The organism is Microcoleus sp. bin48.metabat.b7b8b9.023, from assembly GCF_013299185.1.
Lineage (GTDB): Bacteria > Cyanobacteriota > Cyanobacteriia > Cyanobacteriales > Microcoleaceae > Microcoleus.
Genome location: NZ_JAAFKG010000025.1, coordinates 57,912 through 75,659 on the forward strand (window position 1 = coordinate 57,912; position 17,748 = coordinate 75,659).

General features: G+C 41.6%; 14 protein-coding genes. 3 read left to right on the forward strand and 11 right to left on the reverse strand.

Annotation, left to right across the window (positions count from 1 at the left end):
- Positions 1-144 precede the first annotated feature (144 nt).
- From QZW82_RS15905 to QZW82_RS15930, 6 genes are all read right to left on the reverse strand, one after another.
- The gene (locus QZW82_RS15905) at positions 145-813 is read right to left on the reverse strand and encodes a chemotaxis protein CheW (protein ID WP_293149751.1); all 669 of its coding nucleotides are present in this window, start codon (positions 811-813) and stop codon (positions 145-147) included.
- A gap of 258 nt (positions 814-1,071) precedes the next feature.
- Positions 1,072-2,664: a methyl-accepting chemotaxis protein gene (locus QZW82_RS15910; protein WP_293149753.1), complete on the reverse strand. Its 1,593-nt coding sequence runs from the start codon at positions 2,662-2,664 to the stop codon at positions 1,072-1,074.
- Positions 2,657-4,291: a CHASE3 domain-containing protein gene (locus QZW82_RS15915; RefSeq protein WP_293149755.1), complete on the reverse strand. Its 1,635-nt coding sequence runs from the start codon at positions 4,289-4,291 to the stop codon at positions 2,657-2,659. The genes QZW82_RS15910 and QZW82_RS15915 overlap by 8 nt, the downstream gene beginning before the upstream one ends.
- Before the next feature lie 92 nt (positions 4,292-4,383).
- Complete coding sequence (locus QZW82_RS15920) at positions 4,384-6,138, reverse strand: methyl-accepting chemotaxis protein (RefSeq protein WP_293149757.1); 1,755 nt, start codon at positions 6,136-6,138, stop codon at positions 4,384-4,386.
- Between the two features lie 29 nt (positions 6,139-6,167).
- On the reverse strand, positions 6,168-7,496 hold the full coding sequence (locus tag QZW82_RS15925) for a CheR family methyltransferase (protein WP_293149759.1): 1,329 nt from the start codon (positions 7,494-7,496) through the stop codon (positions 6,168-6,170).
- 351 nt (positions 7,497-7,847) lie between these two features.
- Positions 7,848-8,333 carry a chemotaxis protein CheW gene (locus tag QZW82_RS15930; RefSeq protein WP_293149761.1) on the reverse strand — a complete coding sequence of 162 codons (486 nt, stop codon included), beginning with the start codon at positions 8,331-8,333 and terminating at the stop codon, positions 7,848-7,850.
- A gap of 144 nt (positions 8,334-8,477) precedes the next feature.
- On the opposite strand from QZW82_RS15930, the gene QZW82_RS15935 reads away from it, so the two are divergent.
- Positions 8,478-8,822: a phospholipid-binding protein gene (locus tag QZW82_RS15935; protein WP_293149763.1), complete on the forward strand. Its 345-nt coding sequence runs from the start codon at positions 8,478-8,480 to the stop codon at positions 8,820-8,822.
- 352 nt (positions 8,823-9,174) lie between these two features.
- Complete coding sequence (locus QZW82_RS15940) at positions 9,175-9,546, forward strand: DUF4278 domain-containing protein (RefSeq protein WP_293149765.1); 372 nt, start codon at positions 9,175-9,177, stop codon at positions 9,544-9,546.
- A 104-nt stretch (positions 9,547-9,650) separates the two neighbouring features.
- Here QZW82_RS15940 and QZW82_RS15945 read toward each other — a convergent pair whose 3' ends face one another.
- Positions 9,651-9,905, reverse strand: coding sequence for a hypothetical protein (locus QZW82_RS15945; protein WP_293149767.1), 255 nt, complete (start codon positions 9,903-9,905; stop codon positions 9,651-9,653).
- Between the two features lie 172 nt (positions 9,906-10,077).
- Between QZW82_RS15945 and QZW82_RS15950 the strand changes: the two genes are divergently transcribed.
- Positions 10,078-13,770, forward strand: a complete 3,693-nt coding sequence (locus QZW82_RS15950) for an NACHT domain-containing protein (RefSeq protein WP_293149769.1) — start codon at positions 10,078-10,080, stop codon at positions 13,768-13,770.
- Between the two features lie 41 nt (positions 13,771-13,811).
- On the opposite strand, the gene QZW82_RS15955 is transcribed toward QZW82_RS15950, so the two are convergent.
- From QZW82_RS15955 to QZW82_RS15970, 4 genes are all read right to left on the reverse strand, one after another.
- A complete protein-coding gene (locus tag QZW82_RS15955) occupies positions 13,812-14,567 on the reverse strand; it encodes a hypothetical protein (protein WP_293149771.1) in 756 nt (251 codons plus the stop codon).
- 1 nt (position 14,568) lies between these two features.
- Positions 14,569-15,711 (reverse strand): AAA family ATPase, encoded by a 1,143-nt coding sequence (locus QZW82_RS15960; RefSeq protein WP_293149773.1) that lies wholly within the window; start codon positions 15,709-15,711, stop codon positions 14,569-14,571.
- Positions 15,712-15,849: 138 nt separating this feature from the next.
- Positions 15,850-17,031: an RtcB family protein gene (locus QZW82_RS15965; RefSeq protein WP_293149775.1), complete on the reverse strand. Its 1,182-nt coding sequence runs from the start codon at positions 17,029-17,031 to the stop codon at positions 15,850-15,852.
- A gap of 248 nt (positions 17,032-17,279) precedes the next feature.
- Positions 17,280-17,666, reverse strand: a complete 387-nt coding sequence (locus tag QZW82_RS15970; RefSeq protein ID WP_293149777.1) for a DUF2358 domain-containing protein — start codon at positions 17,664-17,666, stop codon at positions 17,280-17,282.
- Between the last annotated feature and the right edge of the window lie 82 nt (positions 17,667-17,748).

A 17,748-nucleotide genomic window follows, 5' to 3' on the forward strand; every position in this document is an offset into this window, starting at 1 on the left:
TGATAAACGCAGATAAACGATAATTAATCTTTTTTATACTGCAAGCAGTTATTTTTTTTTACAATGCCCAATGCCCAATCCCTCCGCTACGCTCCGCCCAATCCCTCCGCTACGCTCCGCCCTGTTTGGCCAATGCCCAATTTATCAGATAATCTTCTTATTCAACGTATAAAACAGCAAATCATCATCCAGATAACAAACACTTTGCCCCTGCCAACTGATAATCCCTTTAGTATAAGTTTCTGGCACTTTAGAAACAGTAGATGGAACATTTCTGATTTGTTCCGGGAGAATGCGGTGAATGCCGTAAATTTCATCCACCCCAAACACCCAGCGGCTGCCTTCTCTCTCAATAACTACCATCCTTTCGTAAACAACAGGACTAATATTTTGTCGGCTAGCATCTGCTGCTTCCAATCCCAAAAGTGCTTTTAGCGAAATGCACAACTGGATTTCGCCGCGAATATTCACCAAGCCAATAAGTATATTATTGCTGCGGTGTGGCAAAGTGTGGATAACAGAGATCTGCGTCACTTCCTTAAACAGCGCCGCCGGTAAAGCCAACCATTCGCCGTTAAGCCTAAAAATACCTACAGATATAGTACCCGCAGCCGTGACGGCGTTAGTTACTCCTTGACTCGATCGCAATAAATTAGTCCACTCTTCCAGATATCCAGTCGGTAATTGCTGTTCCAGCAAACTCCGGCCCGCGTCGGAATAGACGGGACAGTTGCGGCAGTGAATAAATGTTTTTAATTGAGGACAAGTCCGATCGCCCCCAACTCCGATCCGATTCCAGCAATCATCAGTCATTCGATTTTAGATTTTAGATTTTAGATTTTAGATTTTAGATTTTAGTTTGTAGGGTGTGCACCACGCACCAGTTGATTTAACTAACCGTAGGGTGGCCAGCGGGGGGAAATGCTTAGTTTTGCGATCGCATTCAGGCTTCGACCGCACCCTACAATAACTATTGTACAAAAAAATAGATTTTAGACTGAGCCTTGCTACACCTGTTATTCTTCTAAAAAACCGACTCGGGCCGCCGACTCCCTCTTTACTTTAAAAAGGCTACTTTAAAAACGCTAGCATTTCGTGGCGTAAACCGAGTGTAGCATCATTAACTTGCCCGATCGCCCCATTGATATCCCGGAGCGCCGACGCAGTTTGCGAAGAAGCCTCACTCAACTGCACCATCGCCTCGCTAATTTGCACAGCACCCTGAGACTGTGCATCCATCCCCTCATTCACCTCTTCAAAACGCGGAGTCAAAGCTTCCACCCGCTGGATAATCGATTCCAACTGCAAACTAATAGTTTGCACATCTTCCACCCCGCGGCGCACCTCATTAGTAAACTTATCCATTTCCATCACACCAACACCCACCGCAGACTGCATTTCTTTAACCATATTTTCAATATCCAAAGTAGCCACCGCCGTTTGATCTGCCAGTCGGCGAATTTCCCTAGCCACCACCGCAAAACCCAACCCATACTCTCCCGCTTTTTCCGCTTCAATAGCCGCGTTGAGCGAAAGCAAATTAGTTTGATCTGCCACCTTCGTAATCGTCGTGATAATACTGTTAATATTATTAGCTTTTTCGCTAATAACTCCCAATTTACCCGAGATCGCACTGGTAGAATCTGCTAATTTATTCATCGTGGATTCCATGCGACCAATTTCTTGTTTACCGCCGCCGGCAGATTGAGCAGCTTGGTGGGACATCTCCGAAACTTCATCCATTGTCCTCGCCAGTTGCATAGCAGTAGCAGCAATTTCTTTAGCCGTGGCTACTACTTCATTAGTCGAAGCCACTTGTTGATTCATCGTCGCTTCCAATTCCTTGCCAGAAGCAGCAATTTGGTTCGTAGAGCCGCTAATTCTGAGACCCGACAGATCTATTTGATTTTCCAGAGTTTGGGATACCGCGCTCGTGAGAAACAGTCCAAACAGTCCAGCCGTTAGCGGCCCGAGAATCATGCCAAAAATCACCCAAAATGTGGTTTGATTAATATCGTTTTTAGACTGATCTTTAGCTAGTTGTCCCGTTGTTTCATTGATTTTGAGGTCTTCCAAGATTAAGTTAGTAGCTGCTTGAAACGAGGATCGATTCGCTTTGGCGCGATCGCTCAATTGATTGTAAAACGCCCCAGCCCTTCTAGCAGCCTCGATATCGGGCGACTTAGTATTCCCTTGACCAATCAGTTCGATCTGCCTTTTAAATGGGTTGAGAATTCCCAAACTCTCAAATCTTTTATTTAAATCTAAAAAAGCTTCGTGATTTTTCTTCCAGATATCCCATTTAACCTGCAAGTCTTTGTATACCTTATCTTCCTCCGCACTTCTGGATGTGGTTTCATACTCTTTGAAACCCTCATTAATCTGCTCCCAAGCCTTCTGAATTCTCGTCAACTCAGTTCTCCTTTCCTCTGGGCTGAGTTCCAGATCCAGTAAGGCTCGTTCCGACGACTCTATTTGCGTTTGTCCTTCATTAATTTTCCACAATCCACTAACGCTCGGCAGGCTATTATTAGCTAGCGTATCAATATGTCTACCTAGCCGAGAAGTGCCGCTCCAACCAATACAAGCCACAGCTAAAACAATCACAGCTAGAAAAACAAATGCAGCATTCAGGCGCTTTTTGAAACTGATATTTTTAAACATTTTCTACATCCTTATTGCTTACTTTAAACCGAGAAATTTCTTGACGCAAACCTTGAGATGCTTCATTTAATTGAGAGATAGCACCGTTAATTTCGCGCAATGCGCCCGCCGTTTGCGACGACGATTGACTCAGATATACCATCACCTCGCTAATTTGCTGAGCGCCTTCCGATTGAGCCTCCATACTCTGATTTACCACTGAAAAACGCGGAGTGATAGCCTGCACCTGCTCGATAATTTCAGTCAGTTGCCAGCTCACACTTTCCACATCCTCAACGCTATCATTTACTTCTTCAGTAAACTTGTTCATTTCCGTCACCCCAGTAGAAACTGCTGCCTGCATTTCTTTAACCATTTTTTCAATATCTAAAGTAGCAACAGCAGTTTGATCGGCTAAACGCCGAATTTCTCTAGCAACTACAGCAAAACCCATACCATATTTTCCAGCTTTTTCTGCTTCTATGGCAGCATTCAAAGAAAGTAAATTAGTTTGGTCAGCTACCTTGGTTATTGTAATAATAATTCGACTAATATTATTAGCTTTTTCGCTGATGTTGCTAAGTTGGCTAGAAATAGAAGTTGTGGCGGTTGATAATTCCCGCATGGTATTTTCCATGTGGCTTAAGTTCCGCTGACCGCCCTCTGCTGCTATTGTGGTAGTTTGGAAGGTAGAAGTAATTCCCTGCATTGCTTGCTTCAGTTGTCGAGAAGTAGCCGCTATCTCTTTTGTAGTAGCTTCCACCTCTCTAATCGAAGCTGCTTGTTTGGCGATTACTTCCTCCAAGTCCTTGCCAGAGGCGGCAATTTCATGAGAGGAAGCAGTTACTTGAAGGCCAGAATTTTGTACTTGCCCGATCAAGGAATTGAGGCTTTGAGTCATGCTTTGGAATCCGGCGAGTAGTTTGCCAACTTCTCCCTGATAATTTGCTGAAATATTGGCAGTTAAATTACCAGCAGATACTTCTTCTGCAACTTTTACTGCTATTCCCAAGGATTGCGCGATATTCCGGATAATTACCCAAGAAATTAACACCCCAACTCCCACAATAATCAAAGTGCTCGCCCCAGCAAAGTAAGTTGAAAAAATCTCAGATTCCTGGGCGAATTTCTTTCTTTCATCCAAGAATCGATTTTCTGTTTCCTTTATTTCTGTAATTTTCCCCCTTAGCTTCGCCATAATTTCTAGTCCTGTTCCAGCACTTACTATTTGTTTTACCTGCTGTTCTCGACCAGATTTGCGGAGTTGAATAGTTTTTTCTAAATAATCGATTCTTTCTCTAATCAGGATTTGCAATTGACCGAGTTTTTCTTGTTGTGTCGGATTTTTCATCTTCTCTTTCAACTCTGCTAGTTGCACGTTAATGCTTGCATTTGCTTCATTGTATGGCTCTAAAAAATTCTCTTTTCCCGTGTACAGATAGCCGCGCTGACCAGTCTCAGCTTCCAGCAAAAGCATATCTAACTGTGCCAATTCTTGCAAAATTTTATGGCTCGAAGTAACGTTATCTAAAGATTTAACTAAGGTATTTTTAGTGTGTTGTGCTACAAGATTCCCTATAAGTATTAAGGTAAATATTGTGCCAAATCCCCTCCACAAAATTTGTTGAATAGTTGAATTTTTCTGCACTTAATTTACCTCTTTTTTGTCTGCTACAAATAATGAATAAAATTTGATATTTTAGAGTTTAGATACTGACGAATATTGGGTGTGAGTAACTATCAATTGACTTTGAATCGCGAAATTTCGTGGCGCATCCCGTGGGCTGCTTCGTTCAAAAGGCCGATCGCACTATTGATTTCCCGCAAAGCATCAGCAGTTTGCAGGGAAGTTTCGGCCAACTGCGCCATAGTTTCGCTAATTTGCTGAGCTCCTTCCGATTGAGCTTCCATGCCTCGATTTACCGAATCGAAGCGGGGAGTGAGAGATTGTACTTGCTGAATAATTTCGGCTAATTGCACGCCGATGTTGCGAATATCTTCCATCCCCTTGCTGACTTCATGGGAGAATTTATCCATTTCCATCACCCCAGTAGAAACGGCTGACTGCATCTCTTTAACCATATTTTCAATATCTAATGTGGCCACGGCTGTTTGGTCGGCTAGGCGGCGAATTTCGCGGGCGACGACGGCAAAACCCATGCCGTATTCTCCGGCTTTTTCGGCTTCGATCGCTGCATTTAAGGAAAGTAAATTAGTTTGATCTGCTACTTTGGTGATCGTGGTAACAATGCTGTTGATATTGTTGGCTTTTTCGCTAATGATTCCGAGTTTGTTAGAGATAGAAATGGTAGCATTTCCCAACACTTTCATGGTATTTTCCATGCGAACTAACTCTTTTTGACCTGTGCTAGCTTCGCGGGCGGTTGACTCTGCCATGTGGGAAACTTCATCCATCGTTTTTACGAGTTTACCGCTGGTGGCTGCGATTTCTTTGGCAGTAGCTACAACTTCGTTGGTGGATGCTGCTTGTTCGTTGACTGTGGCTTCTAATTGTTTGCCAGAAGCGGCTATTTGGGTGGCTGATGAGGTGATTTGTATGCCCGATGTTTGCACTTGTTTGATTAATGCGGCCAAACCCCGATTCATGCTGCGGAAGGAGTTCTCCAATTTGCTAATTTCGTCTTTGCTGTCGCTGACATGAACTTCTGCTGTTAAATCGCCGATCGACATTTTCTCTGCTACATCCACCACTCCGGCAATTTTAGCCCCTAACGGTTTGGCGATCGTATTGCTAAAGTAGAGTCCAAACAGTACGGCCGTTAAAGGGCCCAGCAGCGTGCCTAAAATCACCCAGAACCTAGTTTGACTGATATCTTCGGTGGCAGCTTTGGCTGAGTCTGCTGCTAATTGGCGATCGTAGTTCAGGAGTTCCAGCATTCCCTCTGTCGCAGCTTGAAATGTAGTTACTTTCTCATTCAAAGCTTTGTCGTTCATTCTGTTAAGCACCTCAACTGCTGATGCAGCAGTTGCTAGTTCAGGTGATTTAGTTTTACCCTGTTTGAGCAAATCAATTTGGATTTGGCGGGGGTTGACAATACCCACTCTTTCATATTCTTTATTGAGTTCTTGGAATTCTTTGTGAGCCTCAGTCCACTTTTGCCACAGCGGTTTAAATTGTTGATAAAGCTTGTCTTCTTCCTCGTTGCGCGGAAGTTTATCGTAATCTTGAAAGCCTTGATTTATTTGAATCCAAGCATTATTTATTCTCGCAATCTCTCGGCGTCTTTGGTCAGGATTGATTGCTTCGTTGAGCAGCATCCGATCGGAAGACTGCACCTGTGTTTGTCCTTCGTTGATTTTCCACAAAGCGACGGTGCTGGGATAAGCATCGTTGGCGATCGACTTCAGGTGTCCGGATAGCCGAAAATTGCCGCTGGCGCCGACTAAAGCTACAACAAGCACGATCGCCCCCATGAACACAAACGCAGCGATCATGCGTCTTTGCAAAGTCATATGCTTAAAAATATTGTCCATAATTCCGTTCTCAGTTATTACTTATTAGGCTATTTTTCCATTCGCTGAATGCGCCGGCGGACGATCGCAGCACCGGCAATATCTCCTCGCTCTTCTTTGAGCAAAGCTAGGTGAATTAGTCCTTCATAGTGATCCGGCTTCAGGTAAGTTGCTTTTTGGAAAGATTGCTCAGCTTGTTGGCGATCGCCCCTTGCTTGGTAAACTTGCCCCAATAAGACGTAAGCGTCAGCATTCGTGGGATTTTGACTGAGGTAAGTTTCGCACAGTTTGGCCGCTTCCTGCAATTGTCCGCGATCGGCCAAACGTCGCGCTGCGTCTAAATCCGCACTCGCAGACTTAGCAGGATCTGGTGTAAGTGCGATCGCCCGAATTGGCAAAATCCCCAAATTCTCATTCTCTCTCGGATATTTTTGATGGGAAGTAGAGGATTTACTGTTAATACTTGGCAACTTATCACTGCGAATATTTTCCCTATTTTCCGCGTGTTTAAACTCCCGAACCATCCGCGAATAACTGATATTAGTCGGTTCTTTTTTGACCTGAACTTGCGGGCTGTCTGGAATATCTGTTTTGCGGTAAGCAAATGCTAGGGAATGACGCACCGATACAAATTGAGGAGGCAGTTTTTGCCCGCTTTCTGAGTGACCCAAAAATAATATTCCTGTTTTTTTCAACAATCGATTTAACAGTTGAATGGTTTGATTTCTGCCTGCTTTATCAAAGTAAATTAATACGTTCCGGCAAAAAATTGCATCGTAAGGAAGTTGGTTAGATAAAAAATAGCTATCTAGAATATTACCCTGAATAAAATTAACTTTCCTTCTCACCAAGTCGTTCAACTGATAAAGGTCTCCCGGGAGCGGAGTAAAATAGCGATCGCGAAAATCCAAGTTTTTGTCACGGAAAGAGTTTCTGCCGTAAACCGCGCGCTGGGCTTTTTTGAGAGCAACTTTGCTGATATCTGCCGCATCGATGCTGAAGTTGAGCGGATTTAAACCAGCGTTTAGTAGGGCGATCGCGATCGAGTAAGGTTCCTCCCCCGTCGAACAAGGAAGGCTTAACACGCGCAGGGTTTTGCCGGGATTTTGTGGCAACCATTCCGAAAACGCGTAGCGACTCAAAAAAACAAAAGGTTCGCGATCGCGAAAAAACCAAGTTTCCGGTATCACGACAGCTTCGATTAATTCTTCCAATTCTGGAGCGGATGTTTGCAATTTTGTCAAGTAAATACTCATATCCGTTAAACCGCAATCTTCCATCCGACGGTTAACGGCTCTAGTAATTGTATTAGACCCAATAGTCAGGGCATCTAAACCAATTTTTTGTCTGAGTAGAGCTTCAATTGCTACTTGTGTCATTGATTTTAGCTCGTAGATTTGCGTTCATTCCGTTGGGAGCATCTCAGTTTTGCAAAAAGCATTTTTTCTTTGAGTGCGAGCGTCCCCGCTCGCGTATTGTACAACACGCGAGCGGGGACGCTCGCACTATAAATACAAAACTGAGATGCTCCCCATTCAGTTGACAGTTGACAATTGACAGTTGACAGTTACCTTTCCCTAATTTGTTAATATCGTAGTTATCAACTTTCGGACGTACTCACCATTACCATTACCATTACCATTACCATTACCATTACCATTACCATTACCATTACCAATAACCAATAACCAATGACCAATGACTAATGACTAATGACTAATGACTAAATCTCAGTCCTCTTGCTGGGGAAGCAGATAATTTTTTTGGGATTCAGGCAGCAGATGTTCTACCCTGACAAATTGAATCATACCGCGATCGTCTGCAATCATTTCTCCCAAATAAGGAGTGCTGTCAATCTTAATGCCGGGACTAACAAATTCGGTTTCTGGTTTGTCGAGAGTTTCTGTCACCCGTTCCGCCATCAGCCCTAAAATTAGGGGGCCGTGCAAACTGTCGTTGTTCCCCTCAGAATTATCCGGAAACTGGCAATTGACTAAGACGATGCGCGTGCTCAAGTAAGCGCGGGCGGCCGTCCCCTGTATCATTTGGCACAAATCAATAACCGGGACGAGATGTCCCCGGTAGTTAAACAAGCCGGGAATGTATTCCGGCGCGTTGTGGAGTTTTTTCAAGGTGACAGTGGGAACTACTTCGACTACGCGCCTGCTATCCAAGGCATAGCGATCGTCCCCGACATAAAAAAGTAACATCAACATAGGGATACCATTGGAGATTTTAGATTCTGAAAGTCGGTCGAAAAAGAATTTTCAGAAATTTCGCTTAGTTTTGCAACAATTACGATTCTTTTGGAATTCTAGAGCTATCTTAGACAAAGTGTATTTTCTGGAGACTCAACTTCTATGGGTTGGTTTAAAAGACTGTTTGGAATGGAAAAGCCTGAAGAGCAAGCTCAACCGATGGCAGAAGTAGTACAGCAAGCTGCCGAAGCACAATCCATTGCTCCTGCTAAAGTCGGCCCAGACGGAAATTTTGACGAAAGCGGCCTAGCGAAGCGGGTGGCTTTGGCTTTTGACGGCGATTCAGAAGTTGCTGATATCGAGACTGTTTGGGTTGCTCAACTCAGCGGCACGGTTGTTCTCAAGGGTCAAGTTCCCAGTCAGGAAGTTCTTGACAAGTTGGTGGCCCTTGCCTCTGCTGAAGAGGGCGCCACAGGCGTACAAACCGATGAAGTGACAGTCGGGTAATTCCTCGGATCTCGATCCGTTTCGCTCTGAGTACGATCGAATTAGTCAAAGCTCGATTAAACCCGCTGCGGCGGGTTTTTTCCTGCCTTCTCACCGTCAAAATATTAATTTATGTAAACAAACGCATTTCAATTAAAAAACAGTATAATTGAATACAGAAACTTAAAGAGTTTTAGCTATCAAAAGCAAGCGTGAGCTAACCAGGCCCAAAAGCAGGTACCGTGCCACGTATACTCCTGAAAGTCGATCGCAAAATTTTAGACCAAAGTCCCAGCTACCAGATTCATCTGTAAAGTCAATCTCAAATCTCAAATCGACTGACGACCGTTTTTATCTCAATATAAGGAAAAATATGAAACTCACTTATCGCGGTGCCAACTACGAGTACGACATTCCGACAGTAGATATGATCGAAGGGGAAGTCGCAGGCAAATATCGGGGTCAAGACTGGAACTATCGGTATCCGAGACACCTGGCTGTCCCCAAAAAATACGGCGGTATCAACTCTACCACAAAGCGAAATTTTCAAGCCCAGCAGCAGGTCACAACAGTTGGCGCAGCTTGCGCGGCGGTTGAATCTGCACCAACTGCTGCGGATTTGGCGCAAGTTCACCGATCGCATATCTGCAATATTCTCGATCGACGGAAACAAATAGCCGCAGCTAAAGGCGATGAAAGATTGCTGCGCTTGCTAGAAAGAGAGTGGCAGCAAATGGCCTGTTAGGAAATAGCTTCAGACAACAAAGCGTTTGTGAAGAAGGGGAAGTTGAATTAAGCTCAATTTCCCCTTTTTGGCGTTGGTTGGGCGATGATTTTGCACCAGCGAGATCAATCGTCGGAATTTGGGGTGATGCGACGTTGATAAGGGCGATCGATCTTTTCAACACTCTTTCGGCTGCGATTAGCTTTGACGATTAACTCAATCCCGTGAAAAAGCATTCCCTGAATCACATCCAGGGCGGGTTTTCCAGATTCTATATCGAGATTGCCCTTCACACCAATGATGACTGCTTGCAGGATAAATGCAATTGCGATCGCTTGGTGGATGAACTTTTGTCGATCGCTTTGGCTGTTGTTTTTCATGTTCGGAACCTTGTTTGATTAACCACATCAACAGGTTCTCTTTGGGGTTGTAAACTTAATCAAGTCATAGCGATCGCAGCGAAAAGTCTTGTAAAATCTGGATAGTAGGGGTTTGGGGTGGTAGAGGTAATTTGGGGTAGCCCCAAACTTTGTGGTAATTTTTTGGAATTTTATGCCGCGAAATACTTACGGGGATACAGTAAAAAAGCGAGTGAAGCGCCTGTTAGAGGCGTTGCTTGATTTCGTCAATTATGAATTTGAGGGCAAGTTTGACATTGAGTTCAAGCCGGAGACGGAAGACGTTACCAAACCCAAGGTAATTTTCAAAACAACGCTGGTAGCCTTGGAACAACTGATAGCGAAAGACAAATATCCTGGCAAGTTAAAGAAAGAGCAAATTCGTGAAGCACTCAAGCTGCTGGAAAACTTTTTGAAGATTCTAAAAGACAACCGAACCAAAACACAAGGTTCTGATGACTGGCATTTCACGCTGACGCTGTGGTCAAAAGACCGGGAAAAGAACCTCAAGCAGTTTGATAAGGCATGGGAAGATAGCAGACCAGAAAAATCTAAAACTTTAGTATTGAATTACCAGAAATCGGATGAGTTTGACTGGCGCGATATCTGCGACAAAGTTGTAGCAACACAACAACTCCGCCGCCAAGCAACAACACAACAATATGAATTAAATATTTACGTTCCCTTGGGATTAATGGAACGTCCCAAAACACCTAACCCCAGACAAAATATCACTGGGGAAGATTCGCGATCGCAGAAAGAACCAGAACTGCAAATCGTCGAAACTTATAAAGATGATGCTTTTTTCCAGAAAGTTATTGCCGAAAATCACACCGACAAAGCCAAACACATCGCGATTATTGGCGAACCGGGTGCGGGGAAAACTACGCTGTTAGGAAAACTGGCGGAACAGTTGCCGAAAAATTCCCCGGATTTTCCGATTTGTATTCGGCTGGCGGATTTACAGGGAAGCACAATAAAAGATTATTTAGTCAATAATTGGCTAGAAAAAGCACTGGAACATATAGAACCTGTTCCCCAGAGTGTCACTCCAGAAATTATAGAATCTCTTAAACAACTGTTCCGTCAAGGTAAGGTGTGGTTGCTGTTGGATGGGGTGGATGAAATGGCGGCGGAATCGCCTGTGTTGGCATTGGCGAAAATTCGGGATCAACTGACTGACTGGGTGGGTAAGGCGCGGGTGGTGCTAACTTGCCGTTTGAATGTTTGGGATGCGGCGATTAGCAATACCCTGACGGATTTTGATACTTATAAAACATTGGAATTTGAACCGGATGATGTTAATAAATTTATTTGCCAGTGGTTTGAGCAAGCGAGTCAGGATGAGAAACGGCGCAATTCGGGAAATGAAACCTATTGGCTTGAACAGGGGAAACGCTTGCAGCAAGAATTAAAAGAACCGGGAAAAAATAACATTAGGAGAATGGTAAGAAATCCTCTGCGCTTGTCGATGTTGTGTCAGTCTTGGTGCGTACCCGAACAGGATTTGCCCGAAACGAAGGCGGCACTTTACGAGCAGTTTACGACTTATTTTTTTGAGTGGAAACAAGAGGAATTTCAGAATAAGCATCAGCGAGTATTAAAACAGACGGAAAAAAAACAGATTCAACAAGCTTTGGCAAAGTTGGCTTTAGCGGCAATGGAAAGCACCAATCGGTTTCGGATTGAGGAAGAATTTGCCATTGAACAGATGGAGGAACAGTGGTTTAATTTAGCTGGTGAGTTGGGATGGTTGGTTTTAGTTGACAGGGATACCCGCACGAAAAAGGCTGTTTACGCTTTCTTTCATCCCACATTTCAGGAATATTTCGCGGCTTTAGCTGTTGATGAAAAAGTTGATTATTGGGATTTTTTCTTGCCTCGCAATCATATTAATCGTCCTGTCTATGGCAAGCCATACCGCATTTTTGAGCCGCAGTGGAAAGAGGTAATTTTGCTTTGGTTGGGGCGTAAAGATGAAGATGCTTCACCAGCACAAAGGAATGAGTTTATTGACGCACTGCAGAACTTCCAAGATGATTGTCAAAGATGCTACCGCGCCAGGTCATACCTTCTCGTAGCAGTGGGAGTAGCAGAGTTTATAGATCATAGTGATGCTGCTGAAATTGTAACGGCTGTAGCTAAAGTAGCGTGTTATGACTTTGATAACTTTATAGAAGATTCTCTAGCAGAATCATCCAAAGAAGCATTACTGGAGACTGACAGAAGATTAGCCATTATTGCATTAATTTCGATTGTAAGTAACAGTAATATAAGCTTTGGCATTAAGTATGCAGCTCAAATTTTAAGTATAATTGGTTACAATAATGAGGCTATTATTACCGCACTGACTGAAAGACTGTCTCGCCTTATAACTGAAGAGTTGCGTTGGGAATTGGCTAATTCTTTAATTGAGCTTGATGCTAGTAACTTAACTGCTATTAATGCCATTATCAATCTATTAGAGGTTTGCCATAATGAACACATTATCCTTCAAATTACGGATGTTTTGAAAAAAGTAAATTCTGATAAATTGGATGCAACTTATATTTTAAAGAATTTGCTCCAACATAATTCACTAATTATTGCTTTGTCTGCTGCTGAAAATTTAAAGGAAATTAATCCCAGTGATTCCGATGCTATCTCTATATTAAAGCAATTAGGACCACCTCCTTTTGATTTTGATCCAGAACAGGAATTTCTTGCACATCAAGAAAGGTATGAAGATCTTTTAAGTCAGCATTTAAGTTCCGAACAAAAAGAAGTTATGTTAGGACGATCGAACAAAGATAAGCAAGAGATTGCAGAAGTATTAGTTGGTATTCTAAATACTTGTGAAACCTCTGAAAGCGAAAGAATCGAATATATACAATGGTTCAATACAACACAAGAAAGTAACTGTTTTTCTGGTACGTGCACACGCTTATATATACATGAATCAAAATTGGGAAATATTGATAGCTTGGCAAAACTATTTCCTGATTCACCAATATATATAGTTACATCCAAGCTTAATAATACACGAGAAAAATATGAAATTTATATTGATGCCCTTAGTAAATTATTAACAGTTGGAAGAAAGCACTTCAAATTGACATCTGTTATTATTGATTTACTTTGCCCTCAGTCTCAAACATTAATCCTGTCAGATACTGAGTTTCCTCTATGCAAAGCGAAAATCCAGGAAATTACTAAAAAACTTGTAACTTTCATTTCAATAGAAAATATAAAAAGGCTTATAACAAGTTTAAAAAATTTAATAAATTCCCTTGAGAAAGGTTCTAGGGAATACAGCTACTACTATACGATTCTATGGCACTATGCCCAAAATATACCCTATCCCGACTTCTATCAAGCTTGGCACCAAGACACCCCTATCAACTCCGCAACAGCAAATCTCAACTTAGCCAACTTACCCCAACTCCTTGCCGAAGCTATTAAAGATCGACCCGATTTATGCAACAAAGTAAAGCTAATTTGCATTGATAGTGACAAATTCGGTAATCCCGAAAATCCCGCTACAAAAATTTACAATGAAATGCGCTTACAAGGTTGTGACAAAAGTGAAGATGGCAAACCAAAAACAATGGCAGAACTACAAGATTACTGGGATGAATTAAGGATAGAAAGCGATATTCCCCTGTTTTTCATCTACTACGATTCCACAGCACTCTCAGCCACACCCACGGGATTTAGCGAGCCATTTCTGAAAGCTTTAAGCAAATTCGATCGCGCGATTTGCATATTATGCGAACAAGGGGATATTCCGCTGCAAACTTTCTCACCCAGTCAACCGAACTTAGTTGGGGCAATACTTAAGTGGATAAAAGCCCACTATAATAATTAAATACTCACATTAAAACGGCTAAAACATAAATAGATAGTGTATTATTTATTTAATTTTCCCTTGATTTTTAAACAAAAATTTATAAAATATTGAAAATTCAGTAAATGATCGGAATTTCCCTCAACTCTTGCCATCAGTTGTTTAAGATAATATTCTTCTTGCACTTCTCTTGGTCTAGGTTTACTATAAGAAAAATGCGTTTTTGAAGCCAAACTACGTTCTTTGAAAATTTCTCTAAGATAACCTTCATGAAACAGAGCTTTTGTTTTATATCCAAAAATATCCTTTGTATTTTCCCCATTTTGAACAAATTCACTCGCTAAATCTTCAGGATTATCTTGACTGACATCAAAATATTTAATATATTGCTTCAAAATTTGATTATGTTGTGGATTTCTCACAAAAAATTTTCGATTTCCTAAAAACCAAGTTTCCAGACAAACTTTCTGCACAATAACTTCAAGTTGACAATTTACGGGTAGAGATTGAAAAGGTTTATCTTTTAATTCCGACTTAATTTGCTCATCAGCTTCCGCTTGTTTCTCCGAAACTGTAAAACGATCTGCGTCTGTGAATAAAACCAAGTAATTATATTGAGGAAATAGGTTTATTTCTTGGATAGCATTAGCAGTAACTCTATAGCAACTGGGAACGCCCATATCACTTTCGTAATAATAATTATTCTGAATTACCGCATCAAAACTATCCACTTCCGTCAACTCTGGAAGCAGCACAGATAACCACTTTTTATAAACAATCGGTTCTGTCTTTCCTTCAAATACAAAATACAAATTCATACTACGATTGTTTTTCGAGAATTTTGTTTAACTGAATAAATGCGTCTTGTTTAGATTTACCTAGATGATAATCCGAGGCATTACAGGTTCTAATGTGTCCGCCTTGTCGGGTAACAATTTTCCAATATTCATAGGGAATATTATTTATAATATAAGGGTGATGACTTGTGGCAATAAATTGCAAGGTTTTATTTTCATGAATCAGGTCATCAGTTAAGATATCAATACAATTAATTCCTAAACTATTCTCAAATTCATCAATCAATATTACCGAACCTTCATTTGACAGGAAAATTTCGCCCAGATGAATAATTGTACGTAACATACCCGAAGACATCCTATCTTCCCTAATCCATTTAGGCACAGATTTCTCTTTGATAGAAATAACAGGGACAAATATATCAGCAAATCCTTTGGGGAAGTCGTCTGTTTTAAAAGGCTCAACTCTGACATCTTCGATTTGTTGAAAAACATCAATGAATCTTGACTTAATTGCTTCAAAAATATCTAACTTATTTTCATAAATTAGATATAGCTTAGTTCTAATATCCTCATCGCTATTTACTATGCTCTCTAAGGCTTGATATTTGTTTTTAATCGAGTGCAAAGATTGCTTTGAGCTTCTAAGACGGAGACCGTTGATTGTATGGTCGCGATATTCTATTTTATTTAGAGCATCAAAGGCTTCTTTTATAACAGTTTCTTCTTTCAATAAATATATCATTGATTGATGTGAAGAAAGCTTTGGTATTTGGCTATTTTTAAATCTTATATCCTCTTTATTCCGCTCAAATAATACCTCATTTTTTGAAATCAGTTTTTCATAAATAAATGATGGTTTTTCATTTTCATCTGGGTTTTCTTTTTCAGGGTCGTCAAAATTTAGTTCATTGGTTTCAACAGTATCAAAACCACCTTCCCAAATAAATTCAGTGCCGTTTACAGTAGAAAATATGATTTTCCATTCCAATCCATTGATAGCTTTTCCATTGGCTATACGTTTTAAATCGATAATTCCACGCAAAATTTGGGTTTTGCCTGCACCTGATATGCCAACTAAAAGAGTTAAATTGGATGAAAATTTAATTTCATCAAAATCCCAACCCAAAAAATGATTTTTTAATTGGAGTGAAATAATTTTCATAAGTTAATTCTTTTTGTTCAAATTGCTAAAAATATTTAAATTGTTGCAGTTGAGCAATATTGTAGCATGGAAGAAAGAGGAGACGATCGCAAAACTTCAACCCTAAAATAGGCTAAAAATCTCTCCCCACTTCCCCCATCACCCCTTGACGCAAACCACCTGCTTCAGAGTCGCCACCACTTCCACCAAATCCGACTGCTGACTCATCACCTCCTCAATCGGCTTATAAGCCCCCGGAATTTCATCTAAAAATTCCTCATTTTTCCGACACTCAACCCCATCAGTTTGCCGCACAAAATCATCAAGAGTAAATACATTCTTCGCTTTAGTTCGAGACATCAATCGCCCCGCACCATGAGAACAAGAACAGTAACTTTCTACATTACCTTTGCCCTTAACAATGAAAGATTTTGTCCCCATCGAACCTGGAATAATCCCCAAATCGTCAACTTGCGCGCGCACAGCACCCTTGCGAGTCACATACACATCTTCCCCAAAATGCACCTCTTTTTCCGCATAATTATGGTGGCAATTCACCTGTAAAAGTGGCTTAGTAACTTTGCCTCCAGCGAGATGCTTTTCCACAATTTTCTTAAACCGATTCATCATGATATCGCGATTAAAACTCGCATAATCCTGCGCCCACTGCAAATCGTGCCAATAAGCAGCAAACTCCGGGGTACCCGCTACAAAATAAGCTAAATCTTTGTCAGCTAAACTAATTTCTGCCAGTTTAGCTAAATCTTTAGCAGTGTCGATATGGTGTTGGGCTAGCAGATTGCCGATACCGCGCGAACCAGAGTGCAGCATCAGCCAAACCGAGTTTTCCGTATCAACGCAAACCTCAATAAAATGATTGCCACCGCCGAGGGAACCTAACTGTTTTAAAGCTTTATTATCTTGGCGCTGCACTCCTTGATGCAGTTCCTTGAAATCGCCCCATCTTTGCCAGTTGGTGACAGATTTTTCGACTTCTTTGTTTTCTGCAAATCCGACGGGAATTGCTGCTTCGATATCGAGGCGAATTTGTTTGAGTTTTCCTTCTAATTTGTTGGCGTTGAATGGCATTTTTACTGCCATCATCCCGCAACCAATATCCACCCCCACAGCAGCAGGAATAATTGCTTCTTTTGTGGCAATTACTGAACCGACTAAAGCTCCTTTTCCTAAATGTACGTCGGGCATTAATGCGACGTGTTTGAATACAAAGGGCAAAGATGCTACATTGGTTGCCATCTTGGTCTCTTTGTCGCCCAGGGCGTGATTTGCCCAGGATAATACTGGTTTTGGGGTGGATATTTCTAATTTTTCGTAGGGCATTTTTGTTTAAATATATTTAACTCGATCCACTGTGTAGTATATTTGTAACATAAATGTCTGCTAACGTCAATAGCCCGATCGCCCAAAACGCGGTTTTCAACCAAAAAACTTAGTTCAAACCTCGAATATCCGTTAAAAACCCCCGATCAGAGGCAGAAAGTTTGTAGTGAGGACTTCAGTCCTCCAAAAAAGCGCCCTACAAGCTCAACCCGCTCGCAGTGCACACCCTACAGGCTAATTAAAAGCGGTTATTTGTCGATCGCAAATATTAGTTGTTTCAGCACATCTAACCGCGAACAGTTCCAGTAATCGATGTGGGAAACGATTAAACCGTCACTGTTAACCTTCAGTTCGCTCCTACCGGCGATCGCCATTTTCGGTTTCCAAGGTAACGGCGCCATCCAACTCAGAGTCCAGCGACTGTCTATAGTATCTCCCGACTGAGAAATCTCGTGCAAGTCGAGTTTAATCTGTTGAAAAAAAGTCCCCATAAACCCGATCATTTTTCGGTAGCGATCGACTCCAGTAAATCGATTCACTGGGTCTTCAAAATAAACATCTTTTGCGTAAATGTTGTAAGTCTGATTTTCGGGGAATCTTTGATAATCGTCTTTGAGAATTTCAATAATATTCATTATTATTAATAATACACCTTAAATCACTATAATATAATCATACCAAAAAATAGGGTTTCCCATCCGGGCATCGCAGGATTCC

Excerpts from the sequence above, each read along its gene's own strand:
- QZW82_RS15905 (WP_293149751.1), bottom strand. The coding sequence starts at position 813 with ATGACTGATGATTGCTGGAATCGGATCGGAGTTGGGGGCGATCGGACT.
- QZW82_RS15930 (WP_293149761.1), bottom strand. The coding sequence starts at position 8,333 with ATGTTGATGTTACTTTTTTATGTCGGGGACGATCGCTATGCCTTGGAT.
- QZW82_RS15955 (WP_293149771.1), bottom strand. The coding sequence starts at position 14,567 with ATGAATTTGTATTTTGTATTTGAAGGAAAGACAGAACCGATTGTTTAT.
- QZW82_RS15940 (WP_293149765.1), top strand. The coding sequence starts at position 9,175 with ATGAAACTCACTTATCGCGGTGCCAACTACGAGTACGACATTCCGACA.
- QZW82_RS15935 (WP_293149763.1), top strand. The coding sequence starts at position 8,478 with ATGGGTTGGTTTAAAAGACTGTTTGGAATGGAAAAGCCTGAAGAGCAA.
- QZW82_RS15960 (WP_293149773.1), bottom strand. The coding sequence starts at position 15,711 with ATGAAAATTATTTCACTCCAATTAAAAAATCATTTTTTGGGTTGGGAT.
- QZW82_RS15945 (WP_293149767.1), bottom strand. The coding sequence starts at position 9,905 with ATGAAAAACAACAGCCAAAGCGATCGACAAAAGTTCATCCACCAAGCG.
- QZW82_RS15920 (WP_293149757.1), bottom strand. The coding sequence starts at position 6,138 with ATGGACAATATTTTTAAGCATATGACTTTGCAAAGACGCATGATCGCT.
- QZW82_RS15965 (WP_293149775.1), bottom strand. The coding sequence starts at position 17,031 with ATGCCCTACGAAAAATTAGAAATATCCACCCCAAAACCAGTATTATCC.
- QZW82_RS15925 (WP_293149759.1), bottom strand. The coding sequence starts at position 7,496 with ATGACACAAGTAGCAATTGAAGCTCTACTCAGACAAAAAATTGGTTTA.
- QZW82_RS15910 (WP_293149753.1), bottom strand. The coding sequence starts at position 2,664 with ATGTTTAAAAATATCAGTTTCAAAAAGCGCCTGAATGCTGCATTTGTT.
- QZW82_RS15950 (WP_293149769.1), top strand. The coding sequence starts at position 10,078 with ATGCCGCGAAATACTTACGGGGATACAGTAAAAAAGCGAGTGAAGCGC.
- QZW82_RS15970 (WP_293149777.1), bottom strand. The coding sequence starts at position 17,666 with ATGAATATTATTGAAATTCTCAAAGACGATTATCAAAGATTCCCCGAA.